The organism is Anaeromicropila herbilytica, from assembly GCF_016591975.1.
In the GTDB taxonomy this organism is placed as follows: Bacteria; Bacillota; Clostridia; order Lachnospirales; family Lachnospiraceae; genus Anaeromicropila; species Anaeromicropila herbilytica.
In genome coordinates this window covers 3,920,374-3,938,078 of sequence record NZ_AP024169.1, presented here as the reverse complement: position 1 = coordinate 3,938,078, position 17,705 = coordinate 3,920,374, and the positions used below count along the sequence as shown (strand labels likewise).

The 17,705-nt window shown below is 31.3% G+C and carries 22 protein-coding genes; 18 read left to right on the top strand and 4 right to left on the bottom strand.

The window, feature by feature from the left end; genetic code table 11:
- Window positions 1-31: 31 nt before the first annotated feature.
- From bsdtb5_RS17005 to bsdtb5_RS16985, 5 genes are all read left to right on the top strand, one after another.
- Window positions 32-1,078: a LamG domain-containing protein gene (locus bsdtb5_RS17005; protein WP_271713168.1), complete on the top strand. Its 1,047-nt coding sequence runs from the start codon at window positions 32-34 to the stop codon at window positions 1,076-1,078.
- A 1,064-nt stretch (window positions 1,079-2,142) separates the two neighbouring features.
- Window positions 2,143-2,862 carry a hypothetical protein gene (locus tag bsdtb5_RS17000; protein WP_271713167.1) on the top strand — a complete coding sequence of 240 codons (720 nt, stop codon included), beginning with the start codon at window positions 2,143-2,145 and terminating at the stop codon, window positions 2,860-2,862.
- A gap of 40 nt (window positions 2,863-2,902) precedes the next feature.
- On the top strand, window positions 2,903-3,937 hold the full coding sequence (locus tag bsdtb5_RS16995; RefSeq protein ID WP_271713166.1) for a DUF4062 domain-containing protein: 1,035 nt from the start codon (window positions 2,903-2,905) through the stop codon (window positions 3,935-3,937).
- A 201-nt stretch (window positions 3,938-4,138) separates the two neighbouring features.
- Complete coding sequence (locus tag bsdtb5_RS16990; RefSeq protein WP_271713165.1) at window positions 4,139-4,819, top strand: YetF domain-containing protein; 681 nt, start codon at window positions 4,139-4,141, stop codon at window positions 4,817-4,819.
- A 241-nt stretch (window positions 4,820-5,060) separates the two neighbouring features.
- Window positions 5,061-5,708, top strand: a complete 648-nt coding sequence (locus tag bsdtb5_RS16985; RefSeq protein ID WP_271713164.1) for a hypothetical protein — start codon at window positions 5,061-5,063, stop codon at window positions 5,706-5,708.
- A gap of 283 nt (window positions 5,709-5,991) precedes the next feature.
- On the opposite strand, the gene bsdtb5_RS16980 is transcribed toward bsdtb5_RS16985, so the two are convergent.
- Complete coding sequence (locus tag bsdtb5_RS16980; RefSeq protein WP_271713163.1) at window positions 5,992-6,465, bottom strand: peptidoglycan-binding domain-containing protein; 474 nt, start codon at window positions 6,463-6,465, stop codon at window positions 5,992-5,994.
- A gap of 245 nt (window positions 6,466-6,710) precedes the next feature.
- On the opposite strand from bsdtb5_RS16980, the gene bsdtb5_RS16975 reads away from it, so the two are divergent.
- The 5 genes from bsdtb5_RS16975 (at window position 6,711) to bsdtb5_RS16955 (ending at window position 10,601) form a co-directional block, all read left to right on the top strand.
- On the top strand, window positions 6,711-6,884 hold the full coding sequence (locus bsdtb5_RS16975; protein WP_271713162.1) for a hypothetical protein: 174 nt from the start codon (window positions 6,711-6,713) through the stop codon (window positions 6,882-6,884).
- Window positions 6,885-6,993: 109 nt separating this feature from the next.
- On the top strand, window positions 6,994-7,209 hold the full coding sequence (locus tag bsdtb5_RS16970) for a GIY-YIG nuclease family protein (protein WP_271713161.1): 216 nt from the start codon (window positions 6,994-6,996) through the stop codon (window positions 7,207-7,209).
- Between the two features lie 407 nt (window positions 7,210-7,616).
- Entirely contained in the window at window positions 7,617-8,384 is a 768-nt protein-coding gene (locus bsdtb5_RS16965; RefSeq protein ID WP_271713160.1) for an exosporium protein, read from the top strand.
- A 167-nt stretch (window positions 8,385-8,551) separates the two neighbouring features.
- Complete coding sequence (locus bsdtb5_RS16960; RefSeq protein WP_271713159.1) at window positions 8,552-9,697, top strand: glycosyltransferase; 1,146 nt, start codon at window positions 8,552-8,554, stop codon at window positions 9,695-9,697.
- 178 nt (window positions 9,698-9,875) lie between these two features.
- Window positions 9,876-10,601 (top strand): HAD family hydrolase, encoded by a 726-nt coding sequence (locus bsdtb5_RS16955; RefSeq protein WP_271713158.1) that lies wholly within the window; start codon window positions 9,876-9,878, stop codon window positions 10,599-10,601.
- Window positions 10,602-10,603: 2 nt separating this feature from the next.
- On the opposite strand, the gene bsdtb5_RS16950 is transcribed toward bsdtb5_RS16955, so the two are convergent.
- The 3 genes from bsdtb5_RS16950 to bsdtb5_RS16940 all read right to left on the bottom strand — a co-directional run bounded on the left by bsdtb5_RS16950 (window position 10,604) and on the right by bsdtb5_RS16940 (window position 12,037).
- Window positions 10,604-10,822: a DUF6774 domain-containing protein gene (locus bsdtb5_RS16950; protein WP_271713157.1), complete on the bottom strand. Its 219-nt coding sequence runs from the start codon at window positions 10,820-10,822 to the stop codon at window positions 10,604-10,606.
- A 266-nt stretch (window positions 10,823-11,088) separates the two neighbouring features.
- On the bottom strand, window positions 11,089-11,670 hold the full coding sequence (locus tag bsdtb5_RS16945) for an ImmA/IrrE family metallo-endopeptidase (RefSeq protein ID WP_271713156.1): 582 nt from the start codon (window positions 11,668-11,670) through the stop codon (window positions 11,089-11,091).
- A 13-nt stretch (window positions 11,671-11,683) separates the two neighbouring features.
- The gene (locus tag bsdtb5_RS16940) at window positions 11,684-12,037 is read right to left on the bottom strand and encodes a helix-turn-helix domain-containing protein (protein ID WP_271713155.1); all 354 of its coding nucleotides are present in this window, start codon (window positions 12,035-12,037) and stop codon (window positions 11,684-11,686) included.
- A 374-nt stretch (window positions 12,038-12,411) separates the two neighbouring features.
- Between bsdtb5_RS16940 and bsdtb5_RS16935 the strand changes: the two genes are divergently transcribed.
- The 8 genes from bsdtb5_RS16935 to bsdtb5_RS16900 all read left to right on the top strand — a co-directional run bounded on the left by bsdtb5_RS16935 (window position 12,412) and on the right by bsdtb5_RS16900 (window position 17,652).
- A complete protein-coding gene (locus bsdtb5_RS16935; RefSeq protein ID WP_271713154.1) occupies window positions 12,412-12,588 on the top strand; it encodes a hypothetical protein in 177 nt (58 codons plus the stop codon).
- A 39-nt stretch (window positions 12,589-12,627) separates the two neighbouring features.
- Entirely contained in the window at window positions 12,628-13,065 is a 438-nt protein-coding gene (locus tag bsdtb5_RS16930) for a phage tail terminator family protein (RefSeq protein WP_271713153.1), read from the top strand.
- Window positions 13,066-13,080: 15 nt separating this feature from the next.
- The gene (locus tag bsdtb5_RS16925) at window positions 13,081-14,148 is read left to right on the top strand and encodes a phage tail sheath subtilisin-like domain-containing protein (RefSeq protein ID WP_271713152.1); all 1,068 of its coding nucleotides are present in this window, start codon (window positions 13,081-13,083) and stop codon (window positions 14,146-14,148) included.
- Window positions 14,149-14,181: 33 nt separating this feature from the next.
- Window positions 14,182-14,613 (top strand): phage tail tube protein, encoded by a 432-nt coding sequence (locus tag bsdtb5_RS16920; RefSeq protein WP_271713151.1) that lies wholly within the window; start codon window positions 14,182-14,184, stop codon window positions 14,611-14,613.
- Window positions 14,614-14,794: 181 nt separating this feature from the next.
- Window positions 14,795-15,211, top strand: coding sequence for a phage tail assembly chaperone (locus bsdtb5_RS16915; protein ID WP_271713150.1), 417 nt, complete (start codon window positions 14,795-14,797; stop codon window positions 15,209-15,211).
- Complete coding sequence (locus tag bsdtb5_RS16910; RefSeq protein WP_271713149.1) at window positions 15,211-15,375, top strand: hypothetical protein; 165 nt, start codon at window positions 15,211-15,213, stop codon at window positions 15,373-15,375. The genes bsdtb5_RS16915 and bsdtb5_RS16910 overlap by 1 nt, the downstream gene beginning before the upstream one ends.
- A complete protein-coding gene (locus tag bsdtb5_RS16905; RefSeq protein WP_271713148.1) occupies window positions 15,368-17,023 on the top strand; it encodes a hypothetical protein in 1,656 nt (551 codons plus the stop codon). The genes bsdtb5_RS16910 and bsdtb5_RS16905 overlap by 8 nt, the downstream gene beginning before the upstream one ends.
- Window positions 17,023-17,652 carry a LysM peptidoglycan-binding domain-containing protein gene (locus tag bsdtb5_RS16900; RefSeq protein ID WP_271713147.1) on the top strand — a complete coding sequence of 210 codons (630 nt, stop codon included), beginning with the start codon at window positions 17,023-17,025 and terminating at the stop codon, window positions 17,650-17,652. Before bsdtb5_RS16905 ends, bsdtb5_RS16900 begins: the two co-directional genes overlap by 1 nt.
- Window positions 17,653-17,705: the final 53 nt, after the last annotated feature.

Below are 17,705 nucleotides of genomic sequence, written 5' to 3'. Positions count from 1 at the left end.
TGAGGTAAATAAAAGACAAAGGAGAGAGCTTATGAAAGGTTTAAGGAAAGTTACTTGTTTTATTTTGATGTTTAGTATGATTTTGGGGTTAAGTATCAGTAACGAAGCAAGGGTAAAAGCGGCAGATGCATCTGCTAAGGATAATGGAAAGACTGTATTACTTATGCATATGGATGGTGAAAATGGTAGCACCTCATTTAAAGATGAAACTGGAAAAAATGTTATATATACGGGTAATGCTAAAATTAGTACTGATCAAAATAAGTTTGGAGGTGCTAGCGCGTATTTTGACTCGTCAAGTTCTTCAATATTAAGAATTCAAAAAAGTTCTGAATTAGATTTTGGAGCTGATGATTTTACAATAGACTTTTGGTATTATCCAACAAATGAAACACGAAATGCCTTATTGTATATGGGTGCAACAAATTTTGCGATAGATTATAATTATCAAGGTACTCGTAATATAAATATTTGGGCAGGCAATGATGAAAAAAGTTGGAATCTAATTTCTTCCGATCCAGGAGGAAATGGTATTGGTCATAAATCTCTAAATCTTAATCAATGGAATCATATAGCAGTAGCAAGGGAGGGAAATGTATGGAGAACATTTATAAATGGTGTTAAAGATACAGAAATTACAGTTGCAGGCGAAATCAATTGCACGCCCAATACTGATTATGGTACGGTTATAGGAGGTATGGGTGAATTAGGAGAAAATTATAAAGCGCAAGGATATTTTGATGAATTAAGAATAGTCAAAGGTGCAGCTTTATATACCAAAAATTTTAACCCACCAACAACTCCATATCCATATTCTACTACTATACCAACTGAAACAATAACTGGTAATAAGGCAATTCTAGAAGTTGTTATGACAAATAATACAATTAAGGAATATGATTTAACAGCAGATGAATTAAATAATTTCATTACATGGTACGATAACCGTTCTGACGGTATTGGTAAATCCTATTATCGTATGATTAAAAGAAGCAATGTAAAACCATTTAATAGTCGATATGAATATCTACAATTTGATAAAATTTATAGTTTTGAAGTTAAGGACTATAATGAATAAAATTTTATATAGTACTAAATAAAAATTGCATCTTGCCATTTTAGCAAACAAGTATTTATTAAAAATGATTAATTTTTATTTATTTGTACATTATCTGTATATTTTATTCTAAAACCCTTGATTTTTTAGGTATTACTGCCTCTATCCAAGAAGCAGCTGACGCTGGTAAATTCTAAGGAATACTGATAAAACTAAATCTGGCCAAGTGTGGATTAAATTTGGTCATTAAAAAATAATTTTGAATAAAAAAGCATGAGGAAAATGCATGGGTTTTATCCATGCGTTCCTTCGTGCTTTTTGTGTTAACCGTTCCTATTTGCAGTAGGAACGGTTTTATGTTTTTAATATTTGAAAGTTCAGTAAATAACATTATAAGTTACGAACATCATATTGAAATGAAGTGTCGCAATTGGATGCTAATAAAAATGGAATTGGAACCTTTAATCTATTTGGTTGAGAGATTTACGCATGCTATCAGCCGATTTTAAAGTTCCAAGGTTGTAAATACAGAGCCGGGGAAGAAAAGTAAAACAGAAGCAATTATGTTAGCTACTTCTGTATGGGCTTATCCTGGTGGTAATGATTATGTTACGGATCCAAAATCAACTGTAACAACTCTATAATTAAGATTGGACTTTTTAAACAACTTTCCTATGCTAATTGATGATATGGCACAGTTAAAAGAAAATATAATGGAGACATCTCAGAACTAGTTTATATGCTATGTTCTGGAAAGGGTAAAGATAGAACAAATGCTAATCTTGTACTAAATAAAATCTACTACATGGAAAATAGGTGGGGACATTGTAATAATATTAGGGTGATATCATGGCAATGAATCAAGATATGAAAAAAGAGTTTTAATTATTTGGAAATTTGTTAGTATAAGCAATAGTTGATGAATTAGACAGAAGGAATCAACTATTAGGTGATTTAAGGATTGTATTCAATAATATAATAGTTTTGGTAGATAATTGGTATAAAATAGAGAACATTGACAAATTAATATTTAAAAGTTGGAGAAGATGTTATATAATAGTTAAAAATAATATAAAGGAATTAGTATGTTAATTAAAGGAAGAATTAAATATAAAAATGCTCTTATTGTTAATAAAGAATTACTTCAAAATATGGATCGAATTTTAAGCAAGTACTATGATAATATTTGTTATAATACTACATTGCGGAATGGTGATATCATTGATTATGATTCTTTAGAAGAATTAGTAAGTTATGATAATTACGGTAAGCGTAAAATAAAAAATTTGCGTATGTATTCATTAGCTAACTTTAGTATAGATTTTGATCTTAATGGTTTATCTATACATAGTTACAGTTCTACAGTCTTAGGTAATTACAGTATTAAAAATTATGATGATAGTATTATAATAGAAAATAAATTGCTAGAGGAGATAAAAAAGTATAAACAGCCTTGGTATTGTACATTATTTTCTAAAATATCAATTGTATATTTTTTGATTTTCCTGACTTTTTTGATTGTTTTGGCAAATTTAATAACATTAGCAAATCATAATAGTACTAAAGACAATATGTCGATTTCTGAATATGTCAATGTAACTTTTATAGGAACAGCGATTATCTTAGGGGTATCATATTTCTGTTCTAGAATTAGAGATGCATTATTTCCTCCTTTAATATTTTATTGGGGACATGAAATTGAAAAGTATAATGAATTAAAGGGGATAAGAACACAGATCTTTTGGGGAGTTATAATTGCTTCAATGCTTCCTATAGTACCATCTTTAATCAAATTCTTTTTATAAATATTAATTAATCTAAATACATGCTGTATGGAGGTGTTAAATGGATAAAAGGTATCAAGTTTTTATCAGTTCTACATTTGAAGATTTACAAGAAGAACGTAAAGAAGTGATGCAAGCTTTACTTGAATTAGATTGTATTCCAGCTGGTATGGAATTGTTTCCTGCATCAAATGATGATCAATGGACCTTGATTAAAAGAGTGATAGATGATAGTGACTATTATTTATTGATTTTGGCAGGAAGGTATGGGTCAACTAACGATGAAGGTATGGGATATACAGAAATGGAATATCGATATGCGGTTGAAAAAAATAAACCTATAATATCATTTTTACATAAAAATCCGGGAGCTATTCAATCTTCAAAATCTGAACAGTCATTAGATGGTAAAGAAAAATTAAAATTATTTCGTGAACTTGCCCAGAAGAAAATGAACAAATTCTGGACTAATCCAGATGACTTAGGGAGTGTCGTTTCAAGAAGTATGATTAGATTAACAAAAGATTATCCTGCTACTGGTTGGGTAAGAGCAGATGAAATTGTAGATGAAAATTCAATGAAGGAAATCTTACTTTTACAAAAAGAAAATTCAGAATTAAAAGAAAAATTACAATCACTCAATACAACAGCGCCTGTTGGCACTGATAAATTATCTCAAGGAGAAGATGAAATAGATATTAGTTATGTATATCATTATATTAATACTCAAGATAAAGAATATATAGGAGAAGACGCTTATATGTTTACTTGGAATGAAATATTTAGAATTATTGCCCCTTATCTTATTGATGAATGTGATGAAAGTACTCTATCAAAAGTGTTAAAGAATTATTTGAAAGATAAATATTATGATGCTATAGTATTAATTAAGCAACAGGAAAAGATAAAAAAAATTTCTAATTCATATATTAAGCCAGAAAATTTTCAAGTTATAAAAGTACAATTAAAAGCGCTTGGATTAATTCAAAAAAGTCTTAAAAATCGAAGTGTTAAAGATACATTTAATTATTGGAAATTGACTCCATATGGTGATTATGTAATGACTCAATTAGTTGCAATAAAGAATAAGAAATAGACTTACTACCAACTATTAAATTAAGTTGGTAGTTTTTTTATTATTACATTATGGGCATTGATAAAGAAAAATGATTGCAAGGATATTTGCTGTTTCTACAAGTATGTGTGTAATTTAGCGATGTTAATGAAAAACAAGAATTAGTATAAAAAGACTGAATTTAGCAATAATAATAGCATTTAACATAATTAAGGGGATTTTATGACAGTGGATATTATCTATTTACTTTATAGAACTAGTATCATATTTATTGTGCTATTAATGCTAGCAAGAATATTAGGTAGGAAGCAACTAAGTCAATTGACATTTTTTAATTATATAACTGGAATTACTATAGGCTCCATTGCAGCTAATATGATAAGCGAATCGCATAAACTGTATATGGATGACTTTGTTGGTATTGTATGGTGGTGTGTATTAACTGAACTTACAGGATATATAAACCTTAAGTCAGGAAAAATCAGAAGAATTATTGATGGCCAACCAACGATTATTATAAAAAAGGGTAATATAATAAAAAAGGCATTAAAATCAACACGAATTAACTTAGATGATTTATCTATGCTGTTAAGAGAAGAAGGAATATTTTCAATTAAAAATATAGATTATGCAATATTAGAACCAGACGGTAAATTAAGTGTATTGAAGAAACCAGAGCAGGAACAACCTAATAAGAAGGATTTAAATATCCAGGCTCCATCATTTGGGTATTTACCATCTGAAATTATATCGGATGGTAAAATAATGAGAAATAATTTAAAAGAATATGATTTGAATGAAGAGTGGGTGATGGAACAGCTAAAGCATAATGATATTAAAAGTGTCAAAGAGGTATTTTATGCGGAATTACAGGAGGATGGAACATTGTTTATACAGAAATAAACTCTAATTTGATAGGAAAAGTTATCATCCTCAAAGATGCGGTTGTAATGTAGGATATAGAAATTTTATAAATGAAAGATTTTTACGCTCTACACTACTATTTATTGATGGTGCAGGGCGTATTTTATAATGGGATTTCTTTAGTTCTTCATTGAACTAAGATATTTATACTTTATTGACGTATGAAATTATACTATGTTAAAATATGGATATATTTACAGAAGGTAAAAGGAGTTCCCTGATGAAGAAAAAAGTAGTGGTATCAATAATATTATTTATATTTTTGATGATTGTTATTTTGTTTATGTACTCATATTTTAGACACGATAATAAAAGCTCTATCAATAATAAGAATGTTTATGTTAAAAATAAACCAACCGAGTTAAGTAACGATTTTTCCTCATTCATTATTGAATTGGATAATGACATGTATCAGATGCCAATTTGTGTTTCAGAATTAATTGAAAATGGATGGAAAATAGAAGAAAAATATATAGATATTTCGGTTGATCCTAACGACTTGTGGAATGTTACTTTTACAAAGAACATATATGCTATTACTCTTAGTGCTAAAAACTATAGCGAAAAAGTTAGATCTATTAATGAATGTTATATTACAACTATCGATATTATGAAAGAGTCGAATGTTCCTATAATACAATTACCTTATGGTATACAATTAGGAATGAAGCGTGAAAAATTTGAGAATGTAATTAATAGAATGAAGTACGATGAAGAAAAACACTACAATGAAATATACTACACATTTAATTTACGAACAAAAGACATACTGCAATATATAGATATTACTGTTGATAACGAAAAAGATGAGATAACAGAAATTTTAATTTATTGCGATCCTTTTTGGGCGAAATCTAGAAAGAAGTAATTGATTGTTAGTGTAATATTTTATAGGAGAAGAAACGAATGGAGAATGCCGGTGAGTAATGATACTCAACCGGCGAAAGTGAGGGGAATCTATTCAAATTTTAGTAATTAGTTTGAGGAGTACTGGTAAGTACTAAACTCACCAGTTATTTATGAAAAAAATTTTATAAAAAGCTTCTTGCTTTATGTTTTATAGTATAAAGGACAAATGTGGTTGCTTTGTGTAGAAAGATTGAAAGAAATGTGAACATTGAATAAAATACTTTGAACGCATAATATTTAGATTATGGATTACATACTGAACATGGTTCATAGTATTTCTTAGCTTCTGATAATTTCATAGGAATTCTAGAGTGCCATAGGTAACGACAGCCATCTCTGTGATATTTTTTTCCTGATTCAGTTACATATACGATACGTTCTTTTTTATTGGAAACAGTTGTACTTGTTGCCTTTATATGTAGTGATTTTAATAACGATTTATTTATTGTACCAGTGACCTTAAGTCCTTTGTCTTTTTGATATTCTCTTATTGCAGTTTTTGTATGATTGCCTATTTTCCCATCAGGTTCTCCACAACTATAACCATGATAATTTAATTTTTCTTGCACTCTATATACGGTTGATTTACTGTATGTAGCTGCTTGCACTCTAACTACAGACTCTGAGTTAGAAATAGGAAAAGCATATGGGGTGACCATAGATGATAAACATAATACGATCATAATTTTTGCGAGTATTCGTTTGAAATTGTCCATTTTAATTACCTCCAACTTTTTTTATATAGTTATTATAAACAAATGGAAAGATGATACAATTTATGCATAAATAGTCCAACTAATTACCAATTTTAATATATATAATATTTTTTAAATTATACATACCATACTTAGATATTGATATGTGGTTAAAAATGTAATAGTATATTGATAGAATTAAAGTAATAACATAAGAATAAGATAAATTTGATAGTAAAATAAGACCTATAATAGGAGGGGAACGCATGAATAAGAATACAGGAATAATATTAGCAGTAGCTAGCTTCTTCGCTGGCATGGTTTGTGGATTTTTTATTGCTCCAATGAAGCAAGGAATTGGAAATAACAGTGGAAATAATTATAATTATTACGATAAAAAAGAAGAGGAAGAAATTAAAAAAGATATAGAAGAAAATTAGTTAATGAAGTAATGAATAGTTAAATTACAAACAATAACCACCAATTATGAAAAATGATTGGTGGTTATTTTATTGATTCATAACAATCAAGAGTAGAAAGGAAAATTACATGAAAATTTCCACAGTAATCAAAGAGTATAATCTGGATTTTAAAAAAGTAAAGTTAATAAGACACCCTTTAAATAGACCAGATGCTTACAAGCACTTTCAATTCACCATACTTCGTGTATTGCCCAAAATAATATCACCAGAAGAAGCTATTAATATTGAAAACCTATATAAAGATAAATTTGCTACAAGAATATTTGGTATGAATAAAAATTAGGATACAAAAAAATGCCGGTTAGTTTCAAACTTAACCGGCGAAAGGGAGGGGAATCTATATAAAATTTTAGTAGTAGTTTTGAGGAGTACCGGCAAGCATTACACTCACCGGTTATTTATGAAAAAAGTTTTATCTATTTAAAAAGCCTCTTGCTTTATGTTTTATAGTATAAAGTACAAATGTGGTTGTTCTGTGTAGAAAAAATGAAAGAATTGTGAACTTTACATAAAAAAATTTTACAGTATAGTATTCCTATTAAGGGTAGCAAACGTAAATTATTAAATTAAACGACACAATTATGCAAGAAAAATAAAAATAATGGCTTTCTATATAAATAGTACTCACAATTCTATCTAGATAGAATATATTAAAATTGTAAGTATTTTAGTATAGGAGATGTTTGAAGAATGACACATTATGATTGTAATGGTTATGAATCTCATAATCATGATTGTATAAAAAAATGTTATCCTGTTAAAAGTTTTTGTGATTGTAGAAGAGGTCCAACAGGTCCAACAGGTCCAACGGGTCCAACAGGTCCTTCTGGTCCATCAGGTCCATCAGGAGGCCCAACTGGTCCATCAGGTCCATCAGGCCCATCAGGTCCATCAGGACCAGCAGGCCCATCAGGTCCATCGGGTCCATCAGGTCCAGCAGGTCCATCAGGCCCATCAGGTCCAGCAGGAGCAGGAGCTGTAATTCCATTTGCATCGGGTGAGAGTTTTATTTTAGGTACTACAGCAACAGGAGTTCAAAGGCAGGCTGCTGTTCTTGGATTTGGAAATGCCAATGGTACTGCTTTAAATACGATAATTGGTACACCAATCTCAGATACAACGGTTATTCAAGCTTTTGCTTTTGTAGCTCCAAGAAATGGAACAATAACAAGAGTGGCAGCTAGTGCAATTGGTAATAGCGGTAATGAGACGACTGTGGATATTGTTGCACGTGTTTATACTGCTGCAGGTAATTCAGCAACTTTCAATCCAACTGCTGCTTTTGTTCAAATTGATACGCCAGCGCAAAATGCCGTTACTGGGGGCGTAGGAGCAACAGTATCTGTTACAGTTACTGCTGGTACACGTGTATTGTTAGTAGTATATACAACGGATGAAGAAGAACCACAAGGAAATGTTAATGTATTTTTCAATGCAGGAATCACATTTGAAGCATAAGGCTATAGTAAGAATCGGTTAATACCAATGTAATCATGTATAAACTAATATCCTCGTCAAATTCCTAAGAAGTTAAGAAATAAGATATAGAAGGCTTGTTGTATGTATAATTACACTGCAAGCCTTTTATAAAATATCAAATATTTATAAATAAGAGAGGTTATTGAATGTCAAAATTGCGATTCCACTTATTAGGGCTGGCTCATTTGGAAACAAATACAAATAACTCGGCATGTGCCTATACACAAAAAATTATTAAGTTAGCCAAAATGATAAAAGAATATGGTCATACGATTTATTTTTATGGTGTTGAAGGGTCAGAAGTACCGTGTGATGAATTCATACAAGTGTCAACTCAAGATATTCTTAGGCAAGCATATGGTGATTATGACAGAACGACACAATTTTTTAAGCAAGATCCTAACGATATTGCACATAGATGTTTTAATAGTAATGCAATAAAAGAAATTATGGAACGAAAACAGGAACGAGATATTCTACTATGCCCTATGGGTATTTATCAAAAACCTATTGCTGATGCTGTTGAACTTATTACTATTGAACCAGGAATAGGTTATTCTGGAGTATTTTCTGATCATCGTGTTTTTGAATCGTATGCATGGATGCATCATATTTATGGGTTACTTAAGATTGAAGATGGAGAATGGTATGATGCAGTAATTCCAAATTACTATGACCCAAATGATTTCACGTTTAAGCAAGATAAACAGGATTACTTGCTTTACTTTGGACGTATAATTAACAGAAAAGGAATCCAAGTGGCTTCTGATGTAGCTAAAGCAACAGGAAACGAACTATATATTGTAGGGCAAGGATCATTAGATAATAGCGCAGAGGGCTTTAATTTAAGTTCGGAAAAACATATTAAATATCATGCAGCAGTTGGTCCAGAAGAAAGAAATGAATTATTAGGAAATGCCAAAGCAGTTTTGATGCCAACTTATTATCTTGAACCTTTTGGTGGAGTTAATGTTGAAGCACAACTTTGTGGAACCCCTGTTATAACTACAGATTGGGGTGCTTTTCCAGAAACAGTTTTGCATGGGGTAACGGGCTATAGGTGTAGAGTATTTGAAGAATTTTGTTGGGCAGTAAAAAATATAGATAACATCAACCCAAGAAATTGTAGAGAATGGGCTGAAAAAAACTATTCATTGAAGCGTGTTGGCGAAATGTATGAAGAATATTTTCAAAGGATTAATCGACTTTTTAGCAAGGGATGGTATGAGCCTAATGAAGAACGTAAAGAATTGAAGTGGTTGGAACGCTTTTATCCAAATAATTCTAATTAATAAAGCCATAACTATATTTCTTATGAAGTATAAAAAATATAGTTATAAAATGGAACTATTGATATATCCAATGATAATATTGGGTACACGGTAGTTCCTTTATTATTAAATTTAACCCAATCTATATCACTAAATAAGAAAAATATGGTATGATTAATAAAAAACCAGGGAGATAAATATGTATAAGCACACATACAAGAATTACATTTTTGATTTATATGGAACGTTAGTCAATATTCATACGAATGAGAAGAAGAAATATCTATGGGATAAACTAGCGCTATTCTATAGATTTCAGGGCGCCAATTATCAACCTTTGGAGTTGAAGAATGAATATAAAAGATTGTGTGATTTGTTAGAAGAAAAGTTAACTAATGTGGACTACCCAGAAATAGAGATAACAAAAGTATTTCAAATGTTATTTCAAAATAAGTCAATAGATGCTAATCTACAGCTAGCGAAGGAAACGGGTACTATCTTTCGTGCACTCTCAATTCAAGATATCGGATTATACGATGGAGTAATTGATTTATTAGATGAGTTACAAAAGAAAGATAAAAAAATCTATTTATTGTCCAACGCCCAACAGATCTTCACAGAACCAGAGATGAAAATGTTAGACATATATGATTATTTTGATGGAATTTTATTCTCGTCAGATCAAGGATGTAAGAAGCCATCACCACTTTTGTATCAGGCAATCTTGCAGAAATATAATTTATGTAAGGAAGATAGTATTATGATTGGAAATGACTACATAGCAGATATTAAAGGTGCCAATACGATTGGACTTTCATCACTATACATACATTCTAATTTATCACCTAATATAGAGGATGAACTATTAAGTAACTATTCTATTATGGATGGAGATGTTAATAAGATTAAGAAAATGATTCTATAGTGTTAATATTGACTGATTTTATTATTTTGAGTGGTTTCATTATTCTGATTACTTTCTTTATTTTGATTGCTACAGATCTGATTATGCGTTAGCATTGTGGCGAGACTATCACCTAGTTGACTAAAGGTATCAGCTAGTAATTCCACTTCTTCTTCTGAGCAACAGTTAGATATGGTACATGCAATAGCTGTAATAAAAGCTATATATTCACAAGAATTCATTACTATCACCTCAAACATAATATATGAGAAATATACTTGTCTAAAGAACATAAAAAAAGAAAAGGCAATCATTTGATCCCTTAACATGAGGAGTGCCGGTAAGTTAACTTACCGGCTTATTTATGAAAAAAATTATTTTATCTAAAAAGCTCTTGCTTAATATGTATATAGTATATCGAAAGAATGTGTACTTGGTATGAATGGAATATGAAAAATGTGTGAAAGAAAATATAAAATATTAATTCAAAATTTACTTTCACATTTTATTATATATCGCCATATAACCATTCATTTTCAAGAAAATTAAGAACCAAGTCATTATCGTCATGGATCTGGTAACGATGTTGCTTTTTCTTCAATCCTAATTCCTTAATTCGATAGGTAATAGAATCTTTACTTACACCAAAATAGTCACATAAGAATGGAATATCACCTTCGCAGTATGCATAAGCTTCTTTTAATATCTTAGAAGGCATTAGAGCATAAGCGGCTGCATGATTGGCTTGCCATTCAATACCTCTCGTTGTTTCCTTATAATGCTCAAAGCATACCGTACGAGATTCGTGTGGATGAAACCAGTAGTGCGATAATTCATGAGCTGCTATGAAACGTTTGGAAGCATCATTTCGATTTGAATTAATCAGAATTCCACTGATATTAGGCCCATGGACTAACATCCCGCGAATATTATCATCGTCAAATGGAGAGAACTGTAACATAATATTTTCTTTTTCAATTAATAAGTATGGATCGAGGGGATAATCATCTTCGGTGATTCCTAGGCTTTTTAACTTAAAGTATACTAACTTTTCTAATTGATTCGATCCTATATAGCCTCTTATTGTCAAATGGCTCACCTCATCACATCTTTTTAATCATCTCATAAAATTGCCATAGTTTTTGCATATCTTCTTCGGAAACATTCTTCTCTTGCATCTCTTTCGCAAAACTAAAATAGGTATCCTTAAGCTCAAAATCTCTTGTATCCTTTTCAACATCAGGTGAGTCTGATTTACCAATCACCCAGGATGGATTAACACCTAGAACTTGAGCGATAGCATTGATTACAGGTAGTTTAATATTTTCGATGGTACCTGCTTCGTATCGTTGAATCGTTGATTTTGCTACGCCAACTTTATCAGCAACTTCTTGTAACGTTAGATTCTTTTCTTCACGTCTGGATTTTATTCTAAGACCTATTTCTTTGTTTTCCATGTTCACACCTTCCTTATGGTTTATAGGTTTATATGCATATTATTAGCTATTGTACTTATTATAATATAGTATTTTGCATAGCGCAATATAGGAAATAAAAAAGTTTGAAAAAAGTTGCGTTATGCTATTGACATAGGTGGTATATGGTGGTATTATAATAAATGTAAGTTGCATAGCGCTACATAAGGTGGAAAATGTGTATCCTAATGCTACAAGTGTTATTTTTTTTACAAAGAGAGTTGCATAATGCAACACGGGCTAATAAAGTACAATCCAAATTTGGACTACCCAAAGGTTAATATGCCATATATAGAATGATAATAGGGGGTTAGCGTTATTTTATTAAGCAGTAAGTAATAAAAATAAGCAATCAGATGCAAAATGCAACTTACAAAAATCATAACGTTATGAGAGCAACAGAAGAATCAAGCATTAACGAGACAATAAGCTTATTTATGCAAAGAGAGGGGAAAGAAAAAATGATTAATTGGAGAATGAATGGTTCTATATTGATTAGACCTATTCAAACGAAATGGGGTTGTAATGAATAATGAAGGGTTTTCATTCGGAAAAGAATATGGTGATTTCAAATGACAACAATACAAAATATTTATGAAAGCTTAACAACTAAGCTAACAGAAAAGTATCCAACTTATGGAATCTATGGTCAAGAGATCAAGGATACTTATGGGAAACCTTCTTTTGTGGTTTCAATTTATCCAAAGACAATAAGTATGGAGAATTACAATTACAAGAAATATACATATGCAATCAGCATTACTTACCTGCAAAACGAATTTAATTTCATGGATAACATGCAAAAGATTGAAGAATTACAGCAGATCTTTGGAATGAATCTTACGGTTTCAGACCGGATACTTACGGTAGCGGATTATCATTTTGCTTATTCAGGAAGTAATAGTAATATGCTAACTCTGACGTTTGATCTGGAATTTAAGCAGGCAAATGAGATTGTAGACGAGCATAAGACGATGAGTGTTTTAAATTTCAACCAAAATATAAAGTAGAAAGAGGTAGAGAGAATGGGATTACCAAACGTAAATATATCATTTATTGAACGTGCTATTGCAAGTATTGCACGTTCAGAGAGAGGAACAGTTGCATTAATCTTAAAAGAAGCGACTGTACCAACGACCAATCCAGTGGTTGTTCTAGATCCTAGCGATATCCCTAGTAAGATTAGCGATGTTAATAGGGAGCAAATTGAACTTGCATTAATTGGTTATACCAAAGCACCGAAGAAAGTGATTTGTTATTTCATAGCAAATGGTCAGACTGTTGACTATAGTACGGCTTATAGCTACTTAGAAGTTACACCATTTGATTATCTTGCAATTCCAACTGTTGAGACGGATGGCAAGACTGCAGAAGTTGCATCTTGGATCAAGGCACAGAGAACTTCTGGAAAGATGTGCAAAGCGGTATTACCTAATAGCGCAAGTGACTGTGAAGGAATCATTAATTTTGCTACACCTATGTTAGTGAAAGGAAGTACCACTTATAAGACAGAGGAATATTGTTCTCGTATTGCTGGGCTACTAGCAGGAACACCTTTGACTATCGCATCAACCTTTGCGCCACTACCAGAATTAACGGATTGTACAAAGTTAAAGACATCAGAATTAGATGCAGCAATTGATGCAGGTAAATTCATCGTATTTCACGATGGAGAAAAAGTAAAAGTAGGTCGTGGTGTTAATAGCCTTGTGACAACAAACCAAGAAAAAGGTACGCAATTTAAGAAGATTAAGATTGTAGAAGCCATGGATATGATCTTTGATGATGTCAAGAAGACAGCAGAAGATAATTATCTTGGTAAATATTCAAATAGCTACGATAATAAATGCTTATTGATCTCAGCAATCAATGGTTATTTTGAAAAGTTAATCTTAGATGGAATCTTAGAGGAGGCTAGTGTTGGCATTGACATTCCAACGCAAAGAGCTTATCTAAAAGGCACTGGTGTAGCTACGGATTCTTTAAGTGATAAGGAAATCAAAGTATACAACACAGGAGATAAAGTATTTTTAACAGCTAAAGTAACTATTTTGGATGCAATCGAAGAGATTTCATTACCAATCTATCTGTAATATTAATTAGGAAAATAGGAAGGACGTGGAAACATGGGATATCAAGCAAGAGAAGTTATTAATGGTTCATACGGAAAGATATGGATCGACAATCATGAAGTTGGAGAAGTATTAAGTTTTAAAGCAACAGTTACACCAAAGACAGAGACTGTGTCTCAGATTGGTAAACTCGTAGATGGTACGAAGATTGTTGGTCTGGAATGTAAGGGTGAATTAAAAGCAAATAAGATTAATTCAAGATTTATTCAATTATTAAGTGATGATCTAAGAAAAGGAAAGGCAAAAACCTTTACGCTTATTAGTCAATTATCAGATCCTGATTCAAGAGGTACAGAAAAAGTAGCGTTAACAGGATGTACCTTTACAGATCTTGATCTATCCAACTGGGAGAATAAAAAGTTAACGGAAGAATCTATGTCCTTTAACTTCGAAGACTGGAAGTTCTTTGATACGATTGAGGTGTAAGGTATACGCTGATATGTTAACTCAAGTACAGTAGTAACAGACTTATATGCGATTCATAATTATTTCATGTGTTCCAAAGGTAATGCTTTGGAACACAGAGGAAAGAGATAATGAAACAAGTATATAAAACTAAGTATACGAACAATAAGCAATGTTTATAAAAATAAAGTGAGGTAGAAATATGAATTTAGTAGATGGTTTATTAGCATTAGATAAAGAGGATGTCCTTAAGAAAGAAACAGCCAAAGTTGAGATTAAAAGATTGTCAAAGCTAACAGGAGAGCCTTTTATGGTTGAGGTTCAGGCGATATCAGCTAGAAGATATCAAGAGATTCAATCAGATCTATTAAATAAAAATGGCTCTGTAGATTATTCCAAAATATATGAAGTGAATCAATCTATTGTTATGGAAGGTGTGATTAATCCAAACTTAAGGGATCAAAAATTATTAGATCATTTTGACGTGAGAACTCCTAGAGAATTAACACAGATTTTATTCCAAGGTGGAGATATGGTAAAACTTGCGGATCTCATTGCTAATGTTAGTGGATTCTCAGATGAAGATGAGAAAGAGCAGGAAGATGAAATAAAAAACTAATGGAGACGGATGGTAACGTACAGCTTATGTACCTACTGTTCCGTTTACACAGTATCTTACCTAGCCAGTACCAGGGGTTAGGAAGAAATGAAAAGAGAATCTTAAGAGTATTTATTGAGCAGGAATTAAAAGAATATAGGGAAGGTGGTGAAGAGAATGGCTAATGTAACTACAGAGACGTTAAAATTAGATGATAAATTAAGTGGGCCGATGAAAAAGGCTATAGATGAAATAGAAAAAGCAAGAAAAAGCATGGAGAAAGTTGATAAGCAAACACAACAAATTGGAAAAACCACCAACTCTTTAGGTAATCTATTAATCAATTATTTTATCAAAAGTATTTCAAAAACATCAGTCACTTGTTCAGATTTATCTATTCAAATAAGTAAATCCACTAGAAAGATGGATGAGTGCTTTAATACTAGTTTAATTCAAATTAACAATTGGAAAAGTAATATACTTCAAGATTGTAATGAGATAAATAATAAAAATATAAAATTGATTAAAAATTTTAAAGACATAGGGAATAATTCAGCGCCATCCTTGAAAAAGGCAAGAAAAGGTCTGAGTAATATTTCAAATAGTAGTGTTGGTGTATCGAATCAAATAAATAAAACGTCTGTAATATTAATTAAATTTTCCACTAAGTTAAATAATGTGGGAGTATCTACAGAAAAAGCTAAGAGCAAAAACAAGAGTTTTCTTAGTACACTAGGAAATTTATATGATAGTTTTAGTGATCAGTGTGGAAAAGTCAATAATATTGTTGATTGTTATAAAAATTTAAGAGGTGATACTGATAAAAGCATAAAGACTGTTATGTCTGAAAGGCTAAATAAAATTAAGAATATTGCTACATCAGTTAAAGAAAAATCCTCTTGTTTAAATTTGTCAAGAGTAAAAAGAGCACTTAGAGTAGATACAATTAGAAATATTGCAACAAATAAGGCGGATAAAGTTCTAACGCATGCAGTTACTATTAAAAATAAAGCATATGAGTTAAGTACAAATATGCTAAAAAAAGCAAAGAAAGCTTTAAATAAGGAGAATATAAGAAGCAATATAACGAAAGCAAAAGATAAAATTGTATCAAAGGCAGCATATGTACAAGAAAAGGTGCAATCAAAAGCTACAGGGTTATTGACCGTTGCTAAAAAGGCTTTGAGAAAGGAAACATTAAAGAATACGGCTTCAAACTTGAGAGGTAAGGTGGTTGGAGCCGCAGTATATATACAGCAAAAAGCTCAAACAGTTGGTACACTAGCGTTAGCAGCAGCTCAAAAAGTATTAAATGCAGCATTTCGTGCTAATCCATTAGGAATGATTATCACGGGTATAGTTGTAGTACTTGGTGTTTTTGCTTTACTTTATAACAGAGTGAAAGCTGTAAGAGACATATGTAAAAGTGTATTTAAATTTGCGGGAAAGATCTTTTCTTTTTTTTCAGGTGGTAAGAGCTCTAATAAGAAGAAGGGGATTAGTATTTCAGGTGGTCCAGATACAATATCCACTCCAAAACTAGCACATGGAACCAGCAACTGGAGAGGCGGTCTAGCCATCACTCAAGAAAAAGGTGCCGAGATCATGGACTTACCAAGAGGAACAAGAGTATATCCACACGACAAATCACTCCAAATGGCAAAAGCAGAAGGAGCTAGAGGAAGTTCAGGTTCAAGCATAAGCATTAATATCAGTAAACTTGCAGATAAATTAGAAGTAAGAAGTGATAATGACATCGATGCCATTGCTGGTAAGCTTGCAAATAAGCTTGAGAAAATCATGAATAATGTAGGAAAGGTGGAATTTGCTTAATGGAAATATGGTTACTTCAAAACTATGAATACATAAGACTACCTATATTACCTTCTTCCTTAGAGATTGGTAATACCATGCAAAATTCAACGGTTAATATAAGTAATTTTGGTGAAGTGAATTTACTTGGTAATAAAGGTTTGAGAACAATAACATTATCCTCTTTTTTCCCAAAGAAATTTTATAGCTTTGTTCAATATTCAGATTATCCTACACCCGACAAGTGTGTAAATTTAATTAAATCATGGATGAATAATCCGATTGATGTATTTATTACAAGCATAATTAAGTTGAGTATGACAATAGAAAGTTTCAGTTATTCTAGACAAGATGCTACAGGAGATGTCACCTATACATTAGAACTAAAAGAATACAAGAAACCAACAGTTAAAACATATAAGAAAATTAAAGTGGAGAAGAGTAATAAGAAGATTCAACATCCTGCTTTAAAAAGAAAATATAAACTCAAGATGCCTATAAACTATGTAGTTCAAAAGGGTGACACAATACTCAGTATTGCTCAGAAGCTAACTGGGAGTGCATCTAATTACAGAGCAATAGCTAATCAAAATAATATTAAGAATCTCATTAATTTGACTGTTGGTCAGAAGCTGGTAATCAAATTGTGAGAGGAGCAATCACACTCTAGCATTTAGGATTATAGATTTTGAACAAAGCATTC